We start from the raw sequence: 21,353 nt of genomic DNA on the forward strand, positions 1-21,353 counted from the left end.
TCGTCGTCTGAGACTAACTTCCAGTTTTGGGAGAGAGGTGGAAGTTACTTTGAGAAGTTACGTCTTTTTCAAATTTAGCTTGCTATCTTCTCGGATGAGCTTGCTAATGTGGTAGATTAGGCTATTTTTTGGTATAATAAAAGTTATGGAAATTGAAAAAACCAATCGTATGAATGCGCTCTTTGAATTTTATGCGGCGCTTTTGACAGATAAGCAAATGAATTATATAGAGCTCTACTACGCTGATGATTACAGCCTTGCTGAGATTGCTGAAGAGTTCGGTGTCAGTCGTCAGGCTGTTTACGACAATATCAAGCGGACAGAAAAGATTCTGGAAGATTATGAGATGAAATTGCACATGTACTCGGACTACATTGTCCGTAGTCAGATTTTTGACCAGATTTTGGAGCGCTATCCCAAGGATGACTTTCTGCAGGAGCAGATAGAAATTTTAACAAGCATTGATAATAGAGAATAAGAGGAAGAAACATGGCATTTGAAAGTTTAACAGAACGTTTGCAGAACGTCTTTAAAAATCTACGTAAAAAAGGAAAAATCTCTGAAGCTGACGTCCAAGAAGCAACCAAAGAAATTCGCTTGGCCTTGCTTGAGGCCGACGTTGCCTTGCCTGTTGTAAAGGAATTTATCAAGAAGGTTCGTGAGCGTGCAGTCGGACATGAGGTCATTGATACCCTTAATCCTGCGCAACAGATTATTAAAATCGTTAATGAGGAATTGACTGCTGTTTTAGGTTCTGATACAGCGGAGATTATCAAGTCACCTAAGATTCCTACAATCATTATGATGGTTGGTTTGCAGGGGGCTGGTAAAACAACCTTTGCTGGTAAATTGGCCAACAAACTCAAGAAAGAAGAAAATGCCCGTCCTTTGATGATTGCGGCGGACATCTATCGTCCTGCGGCTATTGACCAGTTGAAAACTCTGGGGCAACAGATTGATGTGCCTGTCTTTGCACTTGGAACAGAAGTACCAGCTGTTGAGATTGTTCGTCAAGGTTTGGAACAAGCTCAAGCCAATCATAACGACTATGTCTTGATTGATACGGCAGGGCGTTTGCAGATTGATGAGCTTTTGATGAATGAGCTTCGTGACGTGAAAGCCTTGGCTCAGCCAAATGAAATCCTGCTTGTCGTTGATGCCATGATTGGTCAGGAAGCGGCCAATGTTGCGCGTGAGTTCAATGCTCAGTTAGAAGTAACTGGGGTTATCCTTACCAAGATTGATGGGGACACTCGTGGTGGTGCTGCCCTATCTGTTCGTCACATTACTGGAAAACCAATCAAGTTCACTGGTACAGGTGAAAAGATTACGGACATTGAGACCTTCCACCCAGACCGTATGTCTAGTCGTATCCTTGGCATGGGGGATATGCTTACTTTGATTGAGAAAGCTTCTCAAGAATACGATGAGCAAAAAGCCCTTGAAATGGCTGAGAAGATGCGTGAAAATACCTTTGATTTCAATGATTTCATTGATCAATTGGATCAGGTACAAAACATGGGACCAATGGAAGACTTGCTCAAGATGATTCCAGGTATGGCTAACAATCCAGCCCTTCAAAACATGAAAGTGGATGAGCGCCAGATTGCGCGCAAACGTGCCATCGTGTCTTCAATGACACCTGAAGAGCGTGAAAATCCAGATTTGTTAAATCCGAGCCGTCGCCGTCGTATCGCTGCTGGTTCTGGAAATACCTTCGTCGAAGTCAACAAATTCATCAAAGACTTTAACCAGGCTAAACAACTCATGCAAGGTGTTATGTCTGGAGATATGAACAAGATGATGAAGCAGATGGGAATTAATCCAAACAATCTTCCAAAAAATATGCCAAATATGGGAGGGATGGATATGTCTGCCCTTGAAGGAATGATGGGACAAGGTGGAATGCCTGACTTGTCAGCTCTTGGAGGAGCAGGAATACCTGATATGAGCCAGATGTTTGGTGGCGGACTCAAAGGTAAAATCGGTGAATTTGCCATGAAACAGTCTATGAAACGCATGGCGAATAAAATGAAGAAAGCGAAGAAGAAACGTAAGTAAGACAAGGGAAGGCCGCAGGGCTTTCCTTTTTTAGAAAGAAGAAAAAGGTCTATTTTGAATTTGCAAAGAATGATATAATAGTAGAAATAGTCTAACAGGGAGGAATTATGGAAATTGATAATCGATCAATTCGTCTTGGCGATGAATTAAAGAAAGAGTTAAAATCAGAAAGCCGAGTCAAGATTGCAGCAGCAACCTTTTCTATGTTTGCTTATCAGCAGTTGAAAGAGGAATTGGAAAATATAGAAGAGTTAAAATTTATTTTTACAAATCCGACTTTTATAACAGATGAAACCAAAACAGATTTCCGTGAGTATACGATACCCAAAAAAGAACGAGAACAATCGATTTTTGGTGGAAAGTATGAACTGAAATTGATGAATGAGCTGATCCAAAAAGCGATTGCTCGTGAATGTGCTGATTGGATCCGAAGAAAAGCGCAATTTAAGTCTATTAATATTGAAACAGATGAAATGCCAAATGGTATTCGAATTGAAAATTCGGATGATGTAGTGGCAGTAGATCGTTTGAAAAACTTTGATCGCAAAGAATTAGGATATGAAGCTTCTCTATTTAAAACGAGTAGAAACCTCTATCATGCACCACTTAGTTTAAATTATTTAGATGAATTTGATAATCTCTGGGAAGAAGATGATTATTTTCGTGATGTTACAGAAGAGTTTTTGGATAATTTAAACCTAGCTCATAAAGAACATTCTCCTGAGTTCATTTACTATGTGATGCTATATAATTTATTCAATGAATTTTTAGAAGATATCAATGAAGATTTTTTACCCAATGAAGGGGTTGGCTATAAAGAAAGTAAAATTTGGGGGCTGTTATATGATTTCCAAAAGGATGCAGTAAAATCGATCATTTCTAAATTAGAAAAATTTAATGGATGTATTCTAGCGGATTCGGTTGGTCTTGGTAAAACTTATACAGCTTTAGCGGTCATGACTTATTATGCTTATCGAGGCAAACGTATTTTAGTACTTTGTCCTAAAAAGTTAGAAAATAACTGGAATATGTATCGTCATGATTATGTAAATAATCCAATTTATGATAGACATTTGCTTTATGACGTTCTCTACCATACAGATCTCAGTAGAGATAAAGGACACTCTAATGGAATTGATCTGTCCTTAAATAATTGGCATACTTATGATTTGGTTGTCATTGATGAGTCCCATAATTTTAGAAATGGTGGCTCTAGCGAAAATGACTTATCTGAGGGGAGAGAAAATCGATACAGCCGTTTAATGAATCGCATCATAAAGTCTGGTGTCCCTACCAAGGTACTCATGCTATCAGCAACACCTGTTAATAATCGCTTTAATGATTTGAAAAATCAAATTGCTCTAGCCTATGAAGGAGATACGGATCAAATTGATAGCAAATTAGAAACAAAATCATCTATAAACGATATTTTCAGAAATGCTCAATCTGCTTATAATAAGTGGGCTGACCTACCTGCAGAAGAGAGAACAACAGATAAACTGTTATCTACATTAGATTTTGATTTCTTTAAAGTACTAGATAGTGTAACGATAGCCAGAAGTAGAAAACATATTCGGGAATTTTATGATAGAGAAGCGATTGGAGAATTTCCACAGCGCTTAAAACCACTTAATTTTGAACCTGATTTAACGGTTTCAAATCTCGGAATTACCTATAAAAAATTATATCACTTACTTGATAAACTTCAGTTGACTATCTATCAACCATCAATACATATTTACCCATCAAAGAGAGTTAAATACGATAAAAATAAAGAAGGAAAAATGGGGAATTTAACTCAGTTTGGTCGTGAGTCTGGTATCAAAAAACTGATGATGATTAACCTGCTCAAACGTTTAGAAAGTTCTGTTGCAGCTTTTCGATATACTTTAATAGATGTTGTTAAAGATTATGTAGAAAAGACCTTAAAGGCTATCGAAGAATATGAATTGACAGGTTTGGACCATTTATCTCTTAATCCTCATCTTGATGAAGATGATTTTGATTTGGAAGATAGTAATTTCGAGTTCTCTATTGGTAAGAAAAATCGTATTGCTTTACAAGATATGGATTATCGTAGTTGGAAGGTCGAGTTAGAACAAGATTTTGCAATATTGACAGAGCTAGAAAATCTAATCAGTAAAATAACGCCACAAGAAGACCAAAAACTCCAGACTCTTTTTTCATTGATAGATGAGAAACTAACAAATCCTATCAATACTGGTAATAAAAAGTTGATTATTTTCTCCGCATTTGCGACAACAACCAACTACCTTTATAAACATATTAGTCAGTATGTTTTGGATAAGTATGGTCTCTACACTGCCCAGATTTCAGGTACAAAAGGTTTTGCAACAACTTTGGAAACTAAAAATAAAGACCTCAATTCTTTATTAACTTATTTTTCTCCTAAATCAAAATCTCGTGATGTTTTGTTTCCTGGTGATGAGAGTGAGATCGATCTTTTAATTGCAACAGATGTGATTTCCGAAGGTCAAAACTTGCAAGATGCGGATATGATGGTTAATTACGATATCCACTGGAATCCTGTCCGTATTGTTCAACGATTTGGTCGTGTGGATCGAATTGGTAGTCAAAATAAATACATTCAATTGGTTAATTTTTGGCCAAATCTTGAGTTAGATGAGTATATCGATCTTAAGTCTAGGGTTGAATCGAGGATGAAAATTTCTGTCTTGACTTCAACAGCAGATGATAATGTTTTATCTAGTGAAGAAATAGAGGATAATAATTATCGAAGAAAACAATTAGAACGTCTTAGAGATGAAGTGGTCGACTTAGAGGAGATGAATGATGGTATTTCTATTATGGATTTAGGATTAGAAGATTATCGCATAGACCTTCTTAAGTATTTGGAAGAACATCCTGAGTTAGAAAAAGTTCCGAGAGGCTTGCAAGCTATTTTACCTGCTTCCAATAAAGAATCAGAAGGTGTCATTTTTGTCCTAAAAAATAAAGATCAGATAAAAGGAAAAAATAATCAAAATCAGCTTCATCCATATTATATCCTCTACATCAATAGAAATGGAGAACTGCTTTTATCTCCGTCTGAAAGTAAGAAAATATTGGAGTACCTCAGTAGCATTTGTCGGGGTCAAAGTAAACCGTTGAGGCATGTAGTAGACAAGTTCAATCGTCAAACAAAAGATGGTAAAGAAATGGTTGTATATTCGGAATTGCTTCAACAGGCAATTGATCAACTAATGGAACATGATCAGATTTCAACTATGGATGCCTTATTTAACTTTGGGTCTGTTGACTTGATGAATACTAGCATTGAGGGAATGGATGATTTTGAGTTAATTTGTTTCTTTATATTGATGAAAGGGGATTCTGATGATTAGATTTCCGTCCTATACAGCCTTATCAAAACCTCACCTTCTCTATAGACCTCATAAAAAGGGCAATAGTGATTTTTTTGATAATCTTAATGTATCTGTGAAAGACAAGAAAGATTTAAGAGAACAAATTAGAGCAATTCAAATTACTCATCAGATTGATACAAGCACCACTAATATTCCTGCTGGAAAAAAAGTGAAGCAAATCATGGTTTTAGAAGTAGAACTCGAACAAATGGGTGTTTCCTTAACTTTATTAGAACAGCTAGATATAAGATTAGGGATTTACACAGCCTTTGTATTAAAATATCCACAAGGTAGAGAAGAACTTCTTATTCATTATAAAGAGCCTTTAAGTCAAGAAAAGGATGGCAAGCACTTTAAGATTGTCCGTCGCTTTCAGACTCATGATGATGTAAGCATTGACTTTGAGGGAAATGACTTAGATGATGTTTATGAGAGTCTTGTAAAAGAAACTGGTAAGAAAGAATTACAAGTTTTAGAATCAAGTAATCTTAGAAACTCTATTGAACTCAGTGACCAATTAGATAAATTAGAGAAAAAGGCACAACAGTTAAAGAAAAAGATGTATTCTGAAAAATCAATGAGAAAACAAATGGAAATAAAAAGAGAATATCAGGCTACATTGAAAGAAATAGAAGCATTAAAGAAGTAAGATTGACTGTAAGTTTAGCAAAGGAAAATCAGAAATTGAGATTAGAGAACTCTTTTGATTTCAACCCCTATTTTTGATAAAATGAAGCTGTAATGCATTAAAAATTAAGAATTACAAAGATAGGATAAGCCAACTTAATTTTTTATAAAATTAAAATTACAAAAGCTTGACAAAGCTAAGAAAGGATACTACCATGAGCACAGCACAGCACAGCACAGCACAGCACAGCACAGCAAACAGGTGAAAACTCTGGACTTGAGAAATTAACTCTCACTTCAAAAGATGTTTTTATAGATAATATTTCAAAAATTGGCCAACTTTTTCCTGAAGTTCTGACGGAAAAGAGGGATGAATACGGCAAATTACGTCCTGCGATTGACTTTGAGAAGCTTAAACAGTTTTTATCAGAGGAAATTGTGGATGGTCGAGAATCCTATGAGTTTACTTGGGTTGGAAAGCGAGAAGCAATTGCAGAAGCTGGGCGACCAACTACCAAAACCCTAAGACCAGATCTTGATGAAAGTGTTGACTTTGAAAACAGTGAAAATGTCTTTATTACCGGGGATAATTTAGAAGTCTTAAAAATCTTACAAGAATCCTACCTAGGAAAAATCGATATGATTTATATCGATCCCCCCTATAATACAGGGAAAGACTTTGTATACTCTGATAAGTTCCAAAAAACAGATGAAGAGTTGAAGGAAGAGATGGAACTTTTGGATGAAGAAGGACGCCAGGTCATTGGGCTCACAAAAAATGAAAAAACTTCGGCTCGCTACCACTCAGACTGGCTCAATATGATGTATCCACGCCTCCGTCTAGCGCGTAATCTCCTTAAGGATTCAGGTGTTATCTTTATCTCTATTGATGATAATGAACAAGCTAATCTGAAAGCTATCTGTGATGAGATTTTTGGGGAGGAGAATTTTGTTGCGGATACAGTAAGAAAGCGTAGAGACAGCCAGGCAAATTTATCAAAAAATATTTCTCCAATTCATGAATATATTCTTATTTATTCAAAGTCAGCTGGGGAAGTGCTTAATAAAGTAAAGGGAAATATAGATAGTTCTGCATATAAAAATCCAGATGGGGATTCTCGTGGAGAATATGTTACAATGCCATGTACGAATGTAGGGGGTAGTCGTTATACAGTTGTTACTCCTACAGGAATTGAAATAACTGACGAGTGGAGGTTCAAAAAGTCAACCTTTGATCAACTTTTAAAAGAAAATAAAATAGTATTTCCGAAAAATGGAGCAGGTAAGCCTAGATATAAAGTCTTTTTAGCTGATAAATTAAATGATGGAGTGTTGGCAAATACTTGGTGGTCTGAACTTCCATCTAATCAATTGGCTACTAAAGAGATAAAGAATTATTTTGATGATAATATTACTTTTGATACGCCGAAGCCAGTTGGATTAATCAAATTTATTTTGGAGCTCGGTTCAAAAATGGAATCAATTGTTTTAGACTTCTTCGGTGGTTCTGGTACTACAGCTGATGCAGTTATGCAACTGAATGCTGAAGATGGTGGAAATCGTAAGTTTATCCTGTGTACGTTGGATGAAGAAGTAGCCGATAAGTCTGCTGCTAAAGAAGCAGGTTATGAAACCATTGCCCAACTTTCACGTGAACGGATACGTCGTGCTGCTGCTAAGATTCAGAAGGAACATCCAGAATTGGTTGGCAAGCAAGACTTTGGATTTAAAGCTTACAAACTAGATTCTTCTAATTTCAAAGATGTATCTGCCCGTCCAGACCAATTTGTTCAAACAGATCTTTTCGATAGTGTATCCAATATCAAGGAAGGACGTACTGGCCTTGACTTACTTTTCCAAGTTATGCTGACATGGGGAATGGAACTGTCACTAGCCATTGATATGGAGAAAGTAGCAGGAGCAGAAGTCTATGACGTAGATCAAGGATCACTCATGGCTTGTTTTGAAGATGAAATATCAGAAGAAGTTATCCGTCATATCGCTCAAGCACAACCACTCCGTGCCGTTTTCCGTGATAGCTCATTTGCCAATTCAGCAGATAAGATTAACGTAAGTGAAATCTTCAAAGAATTGTCACCTCATACAAAAGTGAAGGTGGTGTAGGATATGAGTTTTAATAAAAATGTCAAAAATAGTAATCTTGATAAGCTTGATGAAATGATTCAAGATGAAATTAGAAAACTAAAAATAGTTAGACGAGCTCGTATTTTGGCTAGTGAACGACTTGGGGGATATGCTAGTAAGTGGGACATGTATTTACTTTTGATGGCTATTTTATCTAGTGCCTTATTAGTTATTTCATTGATAGTTCCAAATGAAGGCTTGATAAAAAAAGTAGTTTCAGGATGTTTTTCCATGTATACAGTTATCATTCAATATTATGTGTCCACATTAAACTATAGAGAACGTGCTTTGAAATTCCATTATCACCATATAGAAATTAATAAACTTAAAGAATCACTTCAATGGTTATCTCTACAAGGTTATAATTTTAAAAAGAAGAATGCTAAATTTAAAGTTATAGTAGAAAAATATAATCTTATTCTTCAGCAACAAGAAAATCATAGTGAGTACGATTATCATAGAGCAAAGTGTAAAGAAATTAGACAGTTAGATTTTAGTATGGATAATATTTTTGTAAATATTCAACCGATTGTTATTATCTTATTTATTCTTAGTTACTTGTTCTTGGGAGGTATTTGCAATGAGATTACAATTTAAAAAACAACAATTCCAGTTGGATGCGGTTAGTGCCATTGCAGATTTATTTCAAGGGCAAGCCAAACATACTGGAGTTCAGTATATGGCGGATCCAGGTCGTCTCAAGTCAGATGAGGTAGATTTGGTTTTAGATGCTTATCGAAATGCACCGATTCAATTGAGTCAAACAAGTATACGAGAAAATGTTCATACTATGCAAACTCGTTATGGTTTGCGTCCTTCTGATAGTCTTTCTATTGATATGATTGCTGGAAGAGAAGCATATAATTTTTCAATAGAGATGGAGACGGGAACAGGGAAGACCTACACGTATATCCGTACAATTATGGAGTTGAATAAACGATATGGCTGGCTTAAGTTTGTTATTGTCGTTCCAAGTGTAGCCATTCGTGAAGGGGTTCTCAAGTCTCTTCAGATTATGTCAAGCCACTTTCAGATGGAGTATGGCAAACAACCACGCTATTTTGTCTACGATTCTTCACGTTTAGGTGATTTGGATAGTTTTGCCAATTCGTCAGACCTTCAAATCATGGTCATCAACTCTCAAGCCTTTAATGCGAAAGGGAAAGATGCGCGACGGATTCATTCTGAACAGGAAAGTTTCCGTTGGCGCCGTCCAATTGATGTCTTGGCAGCTATGAATCCGATTATGATTATTGATGAACCTCAGTCTGTTGAAGGGAAACAAACCAAGGAAAGACTAAAAGATTTCAAGCCATTGTTTACGCTACGTTATTCGGCTACCCATAAAGAAAAACATGATATGGTTTATAGATTGGATGCCATGGATGCTTATAATCAAAAATTAGTGAAGAAGATTGCGGTTAAGGCTATTGAGCAAACTGGGACGACTGGGACACAAGGCTATCTTTATCTACAAGAAATCATTCCACAAAAAACAGGAGCACCCAAAGCAAAAATTGAGTTTGAAGTAAAAACGCAGTCAGGTGTCAAAAGGAAATTGAAGGTGGTGGAAGAACTCTTTGATTTGTACGCTGAATCAGGGAATTTATCTGCTTATAAAGGAATGCCCCTTAGTCACTTTGATGCAAGAGAGAACAAACTTCAAGTTGGTGTGACGCAAGAACTTCATGTCGGTGAAGTGATAGGGGAAGTGGATGAGTCTAGCATCAGAAGAATTCAAATTCGAGAGACTATAAAAAGTCATATCGAAAAAGAAAGTAAACTGTACAATCGAAGAATTAAAGTATTATCCTTATTTTTCATCGATGAAGTGGCCAAGTATAAACAATATGATGAAAATAATGATGCCTATAATGGAGAATACGCTCAGATTTTTGAAGAAGAATATCGAAATCAAGTAAATCAGTTTATCCAAACACAGGAACCAACTCCTTATCGTAGATATTTGGAGGCTAATCTTGAAGGAAATTCAGTTCATGCTGGTTACTTTTCGGTAGATAAAGTGAAGAAGTCAGATAAGACCATTTTTGTGGACTATAAATCTGCCAGTGAAAAGAAGAACAATCTTTCAAATGACACTGATGCCTATGACTTAATTATGAAGGACAAGGAGCGTTTATTGAGCTTTGAAGAGCCAGTTCGTTTCCTCTTTTCTCACTCAGCTCTAAAAGAGGGCTGGGATAATCCAAATGTCTTTCAAATCTGTACTCTTAAGCAATCTTCAGCAGAGACTCGTAAACGTCAAGAAATCGGTCGTGGTATGCGTTTGGCAGTTGACCAAAATGGAATTCGTCAGGATTTTGAACTCTTAGGAAATGATGTTCATGAAATCAATAAACTGACAGTAATTGCAAATGAAAGTTATGATCAATTTGCTCGAAATCTACAAGAAGAAATCAAAGAACTCTTAGCAGATCGTCCTGCAAAAGTGGATGTTACTCTCTTTACGAATAAAGTTCTAACCAATCAAGAAGGACAAACAATACGTATTACCAAGGAACAAGCAGATGCTATTCATTTTGATTTGATCCGACAAGGCTATATAGATCGTGAAGGACAATTAACTACAGAATATTTTGCTGCAAAAGAAAATCATCAGTTACAACTGTCTGAAACGCTAGCAGGTTATGAGGATAATCTGGTAGAGATATTGGAGAGCGTTTATCATGCTGGACAGTATGAAATTGAAAATGCCAATCATTCAGTCATTCAGTTCTCAAATGAGGTCAATCAAGAAAATATTGCCCGAAAAGAGTTCTTAAATCTCTGGAAGCAAATCAATCGTAAGACGAGTTACCAAGTAGAGTTTGATGATGCGGAATTGGTAAAACATTCTGTTGACTATATCAATGAGAAATTAGTCGTTAGCAAACCAAGCTTTCATATAACTCAAGCAAGCGCTACTGAGATGAGTAAGGAAGAAGGACTCCATCTCACAGTAGCTGAGAATGATCGTCAGCAAGAATATCTAACGGATTCGCAGATTATGACCAAATATGATTTACTAGGGGAGATTGCTGATCAGACAGGATTAACACGTAGGTTGGTTGCGGAAATATTAAGTAAAATCTATGTCTACCAATTTGACAAGTTTAAACAGAATCCAGAAGAGTTTATTCTTAAGATTTCAAAGCTCATTAATGAACAAAAAGCAAGTCAAATTATCAAGCATATCCAGTATAATGTGCTAAATGAAGAGTATGATATGGACTTGTTTTATGACAATCCTGAAACTGCTAACAGATCAGATGATCACTTACTTGAATCCAAAAAAGGAATTTACAATTTTGTAAAAGTTGATTCAAATACGGAGAAGACCTTTAAAGAATCTTTGGAACAATACGAGGATGTTCGTGTTTATGTGAAGTTACCAGGGAAGTTCAGTATTGCTACTCCGCTTGGGAACTATAACCCTGACTGGGCAATTGCCTTCCGTGAAGGAAGTGTCAAGCATATCTATTTTGTTGCAGAAACGAAAGGCTCTATGTCTAGTCTTCAATTAAAACAAGCTGAGCAAGCAAAAATTGCCTGTGCGCGTGCTCACTTTAAAGCGTTAGCTCAAGCTGGATTGATTAATGACCAGCACATCTATGATGTGGTTTCAAGTTATGAGGAATTATTAAATATTGTAAGATAGGGAGGAAAAAGAAATGGAATTTGTTGTATATCGTAAGGGAAGAGAAGTAGCTGTTTTTCAACGTAGGAGCGATGCAGAGAGATATGTGCGCTCTAAAACTGGATTTTTTGGTGAACCAGATGCTTACTATCAGATTGAACAAAGAGGTTGTTATTTGACAGAAGCAGCTGTAACTTACAAGGGATTGGCAGATGACTGTGATGAATTGATGACTTTGCGAAAATTCAGGGATTCTTATCTAGCTTTTCAAGATGGTGGTCAGGAGGAAATTGAATCCTACTATAAGATGGCTCCTCAAATTGTTGCCAAGTTAGAGGAACATCCAAATCGTGAGGAAATACTAGAGTCTATCTGGGCAGAACTCGTATTGCCTTGTGTTTCCTTGATTAAAGCAGGAGAGGATCAAGCTTGCCATCAATTGTATAAAACATATACACTGGAACTGTCACAAAAAGTGGTCCAATAAAACGAGTAGAGTATAGGAAAAGAGTTCGGGTCTCGCTAACTTGTATAGTGAAGAGGTCCCCTATTCTATTTAGATCCCCAATACCAAAATAAACGTATCAAGCTAATTACAAACTCAACTTATATTGAAGATTTTATATGGGATAATGACGAATCAAAGGAAACAAATTTTCAAAATTGGCTTGCTGAGATGGTAGGAGTTTAAGGGGGTATTTTTACCCCTTGGGATTTACAGGATCACAAAAGAGAAAGAGAGATAAAAAGATAACATGAAAAGAGATAATGGCGATTTGAATTTGTTTAAATTTGTAGGATTTGGTGCTATAATATTTTGCCTATTTATGATTATAGGCTCAAGGTTTGTCACTGTTGGTCTAGAAGAACCTAAACCAGTACAAAAAGAACCATCAGAATACTTAAAGCAAGAGATACAGTTGGAAGATGCTAAAATACTTGGAAAGTTTTGGAATGATAAAGGGCATTTTATTGTGGTGTATAGAGATACTACAAAAGCCCCTGAAATCGTTGAGGTTGATGCTTCTGAGTGGGAGCTTATGGAAGTAGGTGTAAACTTTGTGACTGTTGGTGTAGGTAGCAAGGAAGAGACTAAAACAGTACAAAGGGAAAGCCTTGGATTTCAAGAAAGCAAGTTAAGGGCAAAATTAGAAGATGCTACTATTTTAGGCAAGTTTTGGAATAGTAAAGGTCACTTTATTGTAGTGTACAATGGTACTACAAAAGCCCCGGAAATCATTGAGGTTTATTTTTCTGAGTGGCAATATAGGAGAGTAGGGGAACGATATTAAACAGCGTTAGAGGGGATTTACTTACTTCTAAGTATCAAAAAAATGAGCACTTCCGTAATTGGAAATGCTCGTTTTTTGATATGTTTAGACTATTAGTCTTTATTTTCGTATGGCAAGATTAAGTTCAAGATGATTCCTGTCATGGCTGATAGGGCAGTACCTGAAAGTGTAACTGGACCAAGTTTAAGGATAGCTCCTCCAAGTCCAAGGACCAACATAGCACTTGCGATGATTAGGTTACGCATTTGACCAAAATCAACACGTTCTTTGATCAAAACTTTCAAACCGTTGCTGGCGATAACTCCATAGAGAAGGATTGACATACCACCAAGTACAGCATTTGGAATAGTTGAAATCAAGGCAGTGAATTTACCAAGGAAGCTCAGGGCAATCGCGATGAAGGCAGCGTTACGGATAACTGAGACAGAAGCGATACGAGTCATACCGATAACCCCTGTATTTTCTCCGTAAGTTGTATTGGCTGGTCCACCAAGGAAGGCAGAAACAGAAGTTGCGATACCGTCACCAAGAAGAGTACGGTGAAGACCTGGTTCTTTCAAGAATTGACGACCACAGATTTGACCCAAAACAGTATGGTCTCCAATATGTTCAGAAATGGTTACGATCGCGATTGGCAAGATAGCGATGGTTTCAGGACCGAAGTAAAGATTGTATTCTTTAAAGGCACCACCTGTGCTAAATGGCAAGTAGAAACCAGGAATTTCAAACCAGTTAGCTTTTAGAACTGGTGTGAAGTCAACCAAGCCAAGAGTTAGTGCGAAGAGGTAACCACCGATAATGGCAAAGAGGAATGGAATGATTCGTAGGAAGCCTTTTCCTTTTGTATTGATGAAGGCAGCAATCAAGAAAGTAACAACTGCTACAAGAGCATTTTTCCAATTCCCATCAGCTACAAGCCCCGCATTGGTAACAGCTGAACCTGCAAGTCCAAGACCGATAACGATGATCATAGGTCCGATGATGATTGGTGGCAAGAGTTTATCAATCCATTTTGTACCCGCAAATCGAACACTTGTAGCCACAAGGACATAGATAAAACCTGTAAGGATAACCCCTGTTTGTGCGGCTGATACATCCCCTCCTAGTTCCTTCATAGCTAGCGACATAGCTGTGATGAAGGCAAAAGAAGAACCTAGATAAACTGGAACTCTAAAACCAGTTGAAATCATGTAGATGAGTGTTCCAACACCTGAAGCAAAAAGGGCAACAGATACAGGCATTCCCAAAATCAATGGTACCAAGATGGTCGCACCGAACATGGCGAAAACGTGTTGGAAACTAAGGAGAATTCCTTTGCCAGCTGAAGGACGTTGGTCAACGTCTAGTAACAAATCAACAGTTGATTCTTGTTTCATATAAACCTCACTTTTGGGCATCAAAAAAGAGCCCATTATTTTACAGCAATAGGCCCTCAGAGTAAGACTTCTTTAAAATCTAGACTTTAAAGAGTTTTAAATATTTCTGCGTCTTCGTCACCTCACGGGATGACATTAAAAACCTTTGCTTGTGATAGTATAGCAAAAATTACAAACTTTGTAAATATTTTTTTACTAAAAAGTTTAAAGCGGGCGTTTGTTGGGCATGCCAGCCTTACGTGGATATTTATTTGGCGTTTCTTTTTTCTTTTCCACCACTGTGATATAACGCGGATCTCCATTAGGTAAGGCGTAGCTGAGATTGTCTTCGACCTTACTAAAAAGGAGGTTGAGGGCATTCTTAGCTTCTAATAACTCCTCAGGCGCATTGCTGGCCTTGAGTGCCAATAGTTTTCCGCTAACCTTAAGGTAGGGAATAGTCAATTCAGACAAAACCTGCATGCGGGCAACCGCACGAGCCGTTACAAAATCATATTGAGCACGGAAGTTCTTGTCTTGGGCAAAGTCTTCTGCACGTCCATGGTAGAAATGGACATCGTGCAAATCCAGTTCTTGAGCCAAGAGTTGGAGGAAGTTAATGCGCTTATTGAGTGAATCAATGATAGTCACATCTAACTGAGGATAGAGTATTTTCATTGGTAGACTAGGAAATCCCGCTCCAGCTCCAATATCAAGAAGTTTGATAGTTTCATTGGGAATCAAACCTTGAAGAATGGGTGCAATCGAATCGTAAAAATGTTTGAGATAAACTTCTTCCTTGTCTGTAATGGCTGTTAAATTAATCTTTTCATTCCACTCAACCAAGAGCTCAAAATAACGTTCAAATTGTTTTTTTTGCTGGTCCGAAAGTGGAAGATTTTGCTCGGCAAGCAAGTTGTAAAATGTTTCTGGTTTCATAGTTATTTCCTTCTTTAGTATCATCTTATTTTACCACAATCATTAAAAATTTGATATACTGGTACTAATCTAAAAGCAGAAAGGAATTATATAATGACTTGGATTATTCTTGGAGTTTTAGCTCTTATTGTTATTTTTGTGATTGTTAGCTATAACGGTTTGGTTAAGAATCGTATGCAAACAAAGGAGGCTTGGAGCCAGATTGATGTTCAATTGAAGCGTCGAAATGATCTCTTGCCAAACTTGATTGAGACTGTAAAAGGTTATGCAAAGTATGAAGGTTCTACCCTTGAAAAGGTGGCAGAACTTCGTAACCAAGTGGCGGCAGCGACTTCACCAGCAGAAGCTATGAAAGCTAGTGATGCCCTCACTCGTCAGGTTTCAGGTATTTTTGCAGTTGCAGAAAGCTATCCAGATTTGAAAGCTAGTGCAAACTTTGTTAAATTGCAAGAGGAGTTGACCAATACAGAGAATAAAATTTCTTACTCTCGTCAACTCTACAACAGTGTTGTCAGCAACTACAATGTAAAATTAGAAACTTTCCCAAGCAATATTATCGCTGGAATGTTTGGATTTAAAGCAGCAGATTTCCTTCAAACCCCAGAAGAGGAAAAGGCAGTTCCTAAAGTTGATTTTAGCGGTTTAGGTGACTAAGATGTTGTTTGATCAAATTGCAAGCAATAAACGAAGAACCTGGATTTTGTTGCTGGTATTTTTCCTACTCTTAGCTCTTGTTGGCTATGCGGTTGGTTACCTCTTTATGCGGTCTGGGCTTGGTGGTTTGGTTATTGCACTGATAATTGGCTTTATCTATGCCTTGTCCATGATTTTTCAATCGACAGAGATTGTCATGTCCATGAATGGAGCGCGTGAGGTGGATGAACAAACTGCACCAGACCTCTACCATGTAGTCGAAGATATGGCTATGGTCGCTCAGATTCCTATGCCCCGTGTTTTTATTATTGATGATCTAGCTTTAAATGCCTTTGCGACAGGTTCTAACCCTCAAAATGCGGCTGTTGCTGCTACTTCAGGGCTCCTAGCTATCATGAATCGTGAAGAACTAGAAGCTGTTATGGGACATGAAGTCAGTCATATTCGTAACTACGATATTCGTATTTCAACCATTGCAGTTGCCCTTGCTAGTGCTATCACCATGCTTTCTAGTATGGCAGGTCGTATGATGTGGTGGGGTGGTGCAGGTCGTAGACGTAGTGACGATGATCGGGATGGAAATGGTCTTGAAATCATTATGCTAGTGGTTTCTCTACTAGCTATTGTTCTGGCACCTCTCGCTGCAACCTTGGTGCAACTAGCTATTTCTCGTCAGAGGGAATTCCTAGCTGATGCATCGAGTGTAGAGTTGACTCGCAATCCTCAAGGGATGATCAATGCATTGCACAAGTTGGATAATAGCGAGCCAATGCATCACCATGTCGATGATGCCAGCAGTGCACTTTATATCAATGATCCTAAGAAAGGGGGAGGGTTCCAAAAACTCTTTTATACCCACCCACCTATCTCAGAACGGATTGAACGTTTAAAACATATGTAAAAATGTGACTATACAATCTTAAAAAATGAGCATTCTCGTAGTTGGATATGCTCATTTTCTTATATAATTGAACTCAGAAATCAATTTGTTATGATACAACTTATATTCTTCGAAAATCTCTTCAAACCGTTTCAGCTTCGCCTTGCCGTAGATATGGTTACTGACTTCGTCAGTTCTATCTGTAACCTCAAAACAGTGTTTTGAGCTGACTTCGTTAGTCTTATCTACAACCTCAAAGCAGTGCTTTGAGCAACCTGCGGCTAACTTCCTAATTTGCTATTTGATTTTCAATGAGTATTAGAATTTCTTTAGGAAACTTAGTTCAGAACACATGATATATCGAAGAAAGATTTAGCATCTATGTCAAATGGAAAATAGCAATTGATCTTGTTTTTAGCAGATTAGAGAATATTTTTGGTGTGCTCAGAGTGTGTGTTAGAGACAAGTAGGCCAGCGTAGTAGAGATAGGACTCATTTTCATGAGCATGGATTTTACAATATTGTTCAAGAATTCAATCTACAAATCAGCTATTCAAAAACCGCACAGTAATTTCAGATTGATGTGAGCAAAGCTGAAATTACTGTGCGGTTTTATTTAGAATCTAGTTTTTGTACAGCCTCTTTTATAGTCTATTTCGGAAAACTTCGTACATGAGAATAGCTGCAGCAACACTGGCATTAAGGCTTTGAACATGTCCATTCATAGGAATGGTAATCATTTCATCCACCTGTTTTTTGATGTTGCTAGAGATGCCTTTTCCTTCATTTCCGATGATGAGGGCAATTTTCCCTTTTGTATTCCACTTGTGGCAAGGAGTCCCATTCATATCCGTTCCAAAGGTCCAGAATCCTTCATCCTTGAGTTTGTCCAGAGTTTGGCTTAGATTGGTCACTCGGGCGATGGGAACGTGCTCAATAGCACCTGTGGCTATTTTGGCAACGACAGGAGTAACTCCGACAGCACGGTGCTTGGGAATGATGACACCTGAAACATTGGTTGCATCGGCGGTTCTTAAGATGGATCCTAAGTTGTGAGGATCAGTTAAGCCATCCAGAATCAATAGAAGTGGATTTTCTTCTTGGCGTGTTTTGGCAAGGATCTGATCCAGCTCACTATAGGCAAATTCGGACACTCGTAGAACAAAACCTTGGTGGACAGCACCTTCAGTCATTTCAGAGAGGGATTTTTTTGAAGTCCAAGAAATGGACACCTTTTTTTCTGTAGCCAGTTCTTTGACTTTCTCAACATTCTTACCTCGGAGATCTTCTTGGAGGTAGAGTTTGTTTCCCGTGTTTGCAAGGAGGGCTTCGGTAACGGCGTGGACGCCATAGACAATATCATTTGTTTTCATGCCTCTATTATAACACAAAACCCCGTCTTGCAACGGGATTTTTTTATTCCAGAATCAGTAAACCATCTTTAACTTCAAATGGGCCTTTTTCATTGATACGATCGTAAAACATGATTCCGTTGATGTGGTCAATTTCATGCTGAACAACGATGGAGTTGTAGCCTTTAAGTTTGATGCGGTGTTTTTCCCCATCCTTGTCAAAGTAGTCAACAGTGACGCGAGCATGGCGCACCACATAGCCAGGCACGTTGCGGTCAACAGACAGACAACCTTCTCCTTCACCAAGAGCAGCGTCTTGAACAGAGTGAGAGACGATTTTTGGATTGTACATAATGGCTTGCAAATCGTAGGCTTCTTGTGGAGTTTCGCCTTCTTCAACAATATTAGGCACCAAAACCGCGATAATGCGTTTTGAGATATCTAACTGGGGGGCAGCAAGTCCAACACCACCGCGGAGTCCCATTTTTTCAGCCATGACAGGATCTTGGGAGTGTTTCAGGAATTGCATCATCTTTTCTCCAAGGATGATTTCCTGGTCAGATAGGGGGAAAGTGACTTCCTCAGCAACCGTGCGTAGAGTAGGGTTCCCCTCGCGGATAATATCGTTCATATCAATTAAGTGAGCAGCTTTTGTAATACGTTCTATTGCAGACATTTTCTCTCCTTTCATTACCTCTACATGATAACACAAAATGACAAGGATTGAAAGCATTAAGGCATCTAGCTTATATAGAAAATGCCTAGCAGGTTCGATTCAGTTGTGAAAGAATTACTTATCTGTGATATAATAAAAAGAAAAGGCTTGCATTAGAAAGTAGGGAGAATGAAGATGCAAAGAAGACAAGATAGACATAAATGTGGACCAGTTTTTCATTTTGTGAGAGGTTTTGTAAACTTTTTTAGGAGTTATCGCAAATGGAGTAATAAGGGCTTTGTGGCGATACTCTTGCTAGCGGTTGCTTTATCAATGGGCTTGGTCTTGTTGTTTGAAAGTTTCCAAGGCATGCCTCTGACCAGTCAAAAAAAGGATGCTATTTCTCAAGAAGCAAATAAGACGAATCAAAATTCTAAAGATCAGGAAGTGGAAAAAACTGCTAGAATTATGGCCCATGGTGATTTGCTTTATCATGATATTCTTTACTTTTCAGCAAAAAAGGATGATGGAACGTATGATTTTCATGAGAATTTTGAGTATGTGACACCTTGGCTTAAGCAGGCAGACTTGGCTATTGGTGACTTTGAAGGAACCATTAATCAGGATCATTATTTAGCAGGTTATCCTCTCTTTAATGCTCCTGCTGAAGTTATGGATGCCATTAAGGATGCAGGTTATCATGTTCTAGATTTGGCTCATAATCATATTTTGGATTCGCAAATTGAAGGAGTTATTTCAACGGCAAATTCTATCGAAAAAGCAGGAATAACACCAATTGGAGTTTATACGCACGAGCCACGTGATCAGGCTCCGCTGGTTATTAAGGAAGTGAATGGTATTAAGGTTGCACTTTTGGCTTATTCTTATGGATTTAATGGAATTGAGCAAAATATTTCTCAGGAGGATTATAATCACTATCTTTCAGATTTAGATGAGAATAAAATGAAGGCTGAAATTGAACGGGCAGAGAAGGAAGCAGACATCACCATTATCATGCCACAAATGGGTGTTGAATATCGCATAGAACCGACTGAAGAGCAAAAAGTTCTATATCACAAGATGATCGATTGGGGAGCTGATATTATCTTTGGAGGGCACCCTCACGTAGTTGAACCATCTGAAACGGTTGAAAAAGATGGGGACAAGAAACTCATTATCTATTCAATGGGGAACTTCATTTCAAATCAACGGATTGAGACAATGGAAGGAGTAGAAAATGCTAAGTGGACTGAACGTGGCGTGCTCATGGATGTGACCATTAAGAAGAAGGATGGAAAAACAACTATCGGAACAGCTAAAGCTCATCCTACTTGGGTCCATCGAACACCAAAGGGAACTTTTTCACCAGAAGGATATCCCCTATATCATTATCAAACTTATATCTTAGAAGATTTTATCGAGGGTGGTAGTCATCGTGACCAGTTAGATGGAGCGACTAAGGAACGAATTGATACAGCCTATAAAGAAATGAATGAACATGTGGGATTGAAGTGGGACTAGCTTGAATCCAGAGGAAAGTAAATGACGATTAAGGTAATTGCGACAGATATGGATGGGACCTTGCTGGATGCTAGAGGCCAGCTTGATCTCCCACGATTGGAAAAGATTTTAGATCAGTTGGATCAAAGGGGGATTCGTTTTGTCATCGCGACGGGCAATGAAATTCACCGCATGAGGCAACTACTGGAGCACTTGGTGGATCGAGTGGTTTTGGTTGTTGCCAATGGTGCTCGTATTTTTGAAAACAATGAACTGATTCAGGCTCAGACTTGGGATGATGCCATTGTCGATAAGGCTTTGGCTCATTTCGAGGGTCGAGCGTGTCAGGACCAGTTTGTTGTAACGGGGATGAAGGGTGGTTTCGTCAAAGAAGGTACGATTTTTACAGACCTTGAAAGTTTTATGACTCCGGAAATGATTGAACAATTCTACCAACGGATGCATTTTGTGGATGAATTAACCTCTGACCTCTTTGGTGGTGTGCTCAAGATGAGTATGGTTGTTGGTGAGGAACGTTTGAGTTCGGTTTTGGAAGAAATCAATAATCTTTTTGATGGCCGTGTTCGAGCTGTATCGAGTGGCTATAGTTGCATTGATATCCTCCAAGCTGGGATTCATAAAGCATGGGGCTTAGAAGAATTACTCAAGCGTTGGGACTTGAGCCCCCAACAAATCATGGCTTTTGGTGACAGTGAAAACGATGTTGAAATGCTGGAAATGGCCGGGATGGCCTATGCGATGGAAAATGCTGATGAGAAAGCCAAAGCTGTGGCGAATGCTCTAGCGCCAGCCAACAGCCAAGGCGGAGTTTATCAAGTCTTGGAAAACTGGTTAGAAAAAGGAGAATGA

General features: G+C 38.1%; 17 protein-coding genes. 13 read left to right on the forward strand and 4 right to left on the reverse strand.

Annotated features, from left to right (window positions below):
• Positions 1 to 145: 145 nt before the first annotated feature.
• From ADI86_RS00200 to ADI86_RS12070, 9 genes are all read left to right on the forward strand, one after another.
• Complete coding sequence (locus tag ADI86_RS00200; RefSeq protein WP_000402066.1) at positions 146 to 478, forward strand: putative DNA-binding protein; 333 nt, start codon at positions 146 to 148, stop codon at positions 476 to 478.
• An 11-nt stretch (positions 479 to 489) separates the two neighbouring features.
• Positions 490 to 2,061: a signal recognition particle protein gene (ffh, locus tag ADI86_RS00205; RefSeq protein WP_049531300.1), complete on the forward strand. Its 1,572-nt coding sequence runs from the start codon at positions 490 to 492 to the stop codon at positions 2,059 to 2,061.
• 107 nt (positions 2,062 to 2,168) lie between these two features.
• The gene (locus tag ADI86_RS00210; RefSeq protein WP_049531301.1) at positions 2,169 to 5,426 is read left to right on the forward strand and encodes a helicase-related protein; all 3,258 of its coding nucleotides are present in this window, start codon (positions 2,169 to 2,171) and stop codon (positions 5,424 to 5,426) included.
• Entirely contained in the window at positions 5,419 to 6,096 is a 678-nt protein-coding gene (locus tag ADI86_RS00215) for a DUF4391 domain-containing protein (protein WP_000617858.1), read from the forward strand. Before ADI86_RS00210 ends, ADI86_RS00215 begins: the two co-directional genes overlap by 8 nt.
• Positions 6,097 to 6,512: 416 nt before the next feature.
• Positions 6,513 to 8,198 carry a site-specific DNA-methyltransferase gene (locus tag ADI86_RS00220; protein ID WP_025172024.1) on the forward strand — a complete coding sequence of 562 codons (1,686 nt, stop codon included), beginning with the start codon at positions 6,513 to 6,515 and terminating at the stop codon, positions 8,196 to 8,198.
• Positions 8,199 to 8,201: 3 nt separating this feature from the next.
• Positions 8,202 to 8,816 (forward strand): SLATT domain-containing protein, encoded by a 615-nt coding sequence (locus ADI86_RS00225; RefSeq protein ID WP_000009499.1) that lies wholly within the window; start codon positions 8,202 to 8,204, stop codon positions 8,814 to 8,816.
• On the forward strand, positions 8,800 to 11,877 hold the full coding sequence (locus ADI86_RS00230) for a type III restriction-modification system endonuclease (protein ID WP_049531302.1): 3,078 nt from the start codon (positions 8,800 to 8,802) through the stop codon (positions 11,875 to 11,877). Before ADI86_RS00225 ends, ADI86_RS00230 begins: the two co-directional genes overlap by 17 nt.
• Positions 11,878 to 11,890: 13 nt before the next feature.
• Positions 11,891 to 12,343 carry a CFI-box-CTERM domain-containing protein gene (locus tag ADI86_RS00235; protein ID WP_049531303.1) on the forward strand — a complete coding sequence of 151 codons (453 nt, stop codon included), beginning with the start codon at positions 11,891 to 11,893 and terminating at the stop codon, positions 12,341 to 12,343.
• 268 nt (positions 12,344 to 12,611) lie between these two features.
• Entirely contained in the window at positions 12,612 to 13,148 is a 537-nt protein-coding gene (locus ADI86_RS12070) for a hypothetical protein (protein ID WP_063612231.1), read from the forward strand.
• Between the two features lie 92 nt (positions 13,149 to 13,240).
• On the opposite strand, the gene ADI86_RS00245 is transcribed toward ADI86_RS12070, so the two are convergent.
• Both ADI86_RS00245 and rsmG read right to left on the reverse strand, forming a co-directional pair.
• Complete coding sequence (locus tag ADI86_RS00245) at positions 13,241 to 14,524, reverse strand: uracil-xanthine permease family protein (protein ID WP_049531320.1); 1,284 nt, start codon at positions 14,522 to 14,524, stop codon at positions 13,241 to 13,243.
• 204 nt (positions 14,525 to 14,728) lie between these two features.
• The gene (gene rsmG / locus ADI86_RS00250) at positions 14,729 to 15,442 is read right to left on the reverse strand and encodes a 16S rRNA (guanine(527)-N(7))-methyltransferase RsmG (RefSeq protein WP_049531304.1); all 714 of its coding nucleotides are present in this window, start codon (positions 15,440 to 15,442) and stop codon (positions 14,729 to 14,731) included.
• Between the two features lie 93 nt (positions 15,443 to 15,535).
• Between rsmG and ADI86_RS00255 the strand changes: the two genes are divergently transcribed.
• Positions 15,536 to 16,096: a LemA family protein gene (locus ADI86_RS00255; RefSeq protein WP_000219833.1), complete on the forward strand. Its 561-nt coding sequence runs from the start codon at positions 15,536 to 15,538 to the stop codon at positions 16,094 to 16,096.
• A gap of 1 nt (position 16,097) precedes the next feature.
• Positions 16,098 to 16,997 (forward strand): zinc metalloprotease HtpX, encoded by a 900-nt coding sequence (gene htpX, locus ADI86_RS00260; RefSeq protein ID WP_049531305.1) that lies wholly within the window; start codon positions 16,098 to 16,100, stop codon positions 16,995 to 16,997.
• Between the two features lie 623 nt (positions 16,998 to 17,620).
• Here htpX and rlmB read toward each other — a convergent pair.
• Complete coding sequence (gene rlmB, locus ADI86_RS00265) at positions 17,621 to 18,349, reverse strand: 23S rRNA (guanosine(2251)-2'-O)-methyltransferase RlmB (RefSeq protein WP_049531306.1); 729 nt, start codon at positions 18,347 to 18,349, stop codon at positions 17,621 to 17,623.
• Positions 18,350 to 18,392: 43 nt separating this feature from the next.
• On the reverse strand, positions 18,393 to 19,004 hold the full coding sequence (def, locus tag ADI86_RS00270; protein WP_049531307.1) for a peptide deformylase: 612 nt from the start codon (positions 19,002 to 19,004) through the stop codon (positions 18,393 to 18,395).
• A 174-nt stretch (positions 19,005 to 19,178) separates the two neighbouring features.
• On the opposite strand from def, the gene ADI86_RS10815 reads away from it, so the two are divergent.
• Both ADI86_RS10815 and ADI86_RS00290 read left to right on the forward strand, forming a co-directional pair.
• A complete protein-coding gene (locus tag ADI86_RS10815; RefSeq protein ID WP_080983135.1) occupies positions 19,179 to 20,504 on the forward strand; it encodes a CapA family protein in 1,326 nt (441 codons plus the stop codon).
• Between the two features lie 21 nt (positions 20,505 to 20,525).
• Positions 20,526 to 21,353: an HAD family hydrolase gene (locus ADI86_RS00290; protein WP_049531308.1), complete on the forward strand. Its 828-nt coding sequence runs from the start codon at positions 20,526 to 20,528 to the stop codon at positions 21,351 to 21,353.

Source organism: Streptococcus pseudopneumoniae, assembly GCF_001074975.1.
GTDB classification, from domain to species: Bacteria; Bacillota; Bacilli; order Lactobacillales; family Streptococcaceae; genus Streptococcus; species Streptococcus pseudopneumoniae_D.

Excerpts from the sequence above, each read along its gene's own strand:
- ADI86_RS00200 (WP_000402066.1), top strand. The coding sequence starts at position 146 with ATGGAAATTGAAAAAACCAATCGTATGAATGCGCTCTTTGAATTTTAT.
- ffh (WP_049531300.1), top strand. The coding sequence starts at position 490 with ATGGCATTTGAAAGTTTAACAGAACGTTTGCAGAACGTCTTTAAAAAT.
- ADI86_RS00210 (WP_049531301.1), top strand. The coding sequence starts at position 2,169 with ATGGAAATTGATAATCGATCAATTCGTCTTGGCGATGAATTAAAGAAA.
- ADI86_RS00215 (WP_000617858.1), top strand. The coding sequence starts at position 5,419 with ATGATTAGATTTCCGTCCTATACAGCCTTATCAAAACCTCACCTTCTC.
- ADI86_RS00225 (WP_000009499.1), top strand. The coding sequence starts at position 8,202 with ATGAGTTTTAATAAAAATGTCAAAAATAGTAATCTTGATAAGCTTGAT.
- ADI86_RS00230 (WP_049531302.1), top strand. The coding sequence starts at position 8,800 with ATGAGATTACAATTTAAAAAACAACAATTCCAGTTGGATGCGGTTAGT.
- ADI86_RS00235 (WP_049531303.1), top strand. The coding sequence starts at position 11,891 with ATGGAATTTGTTGTATATCGTAAGGGAAGAGAAGTAGCTGTTTTTCAA.
- ADI86_RS12070 (WP_063612231.1), top strand. The coding sequence starts at position 12,612 with ATGAAAAGAGATAATGGCGATTTGAATTTGTTTAAATTTGTAGGATTT.
- ADI86_RS00245 (WP_049531320.1), bottom strand. The coding sequence starts at position 14,524 with ATGAAACAAGAATCAACTGTTGATTTGTTACTAGACGTTGACCAACGT.
- rsmG (WP_049531304.1), bottom strand. The coding sequence starts at position 15,442 with ATGAAACCAGAAACATTTTACAACTTGCTTGCCGAGCAAAATCTTCCA.
- ADI86_RS00255 (WP_000219833.1), top strand. The coding sequence starts at position 15,536 with ATGACTTGGATTATTCTTGGAGTTTTAGCTCTTATTGTTATTTTTGTG.
- htpX (WP_049531305.1), top strand. The coding sequence starts at position 16,098 with ATGTTGTTTGATCAAATTGCAAGCAATAAACGAAGAACCTGGATTTTG.
- rlmB (WP_049531306.1), bottom strand. The coding sequence starts at position 18,349 with ATGAAAACAAATGATATTGTCTATGGCGTCCACGCCGTTACCGAAGCC.
- def (WP_049531307.1), bottom strand. The coding sequence starts at position 19,004 with ATGTCTGCAATAGAACGTATTACAAAAGCTGCTCACTTAATTGATATG.
- ADI86_RS10815 (WP_080983135.1), top strand. The coding sequence starts at position 19,179 with ATGCAAAGAAGACAAGATAGACATAAATGTGGACCAGTTTTTCATTTT.
- ADI86_RS00290 (WP_049531308.1), top strand. The coding sequence starts at position 20,526 with ATGACGATTAAGGTAATTGCGACAGATATGGATGGGACCTTGCTGGAT.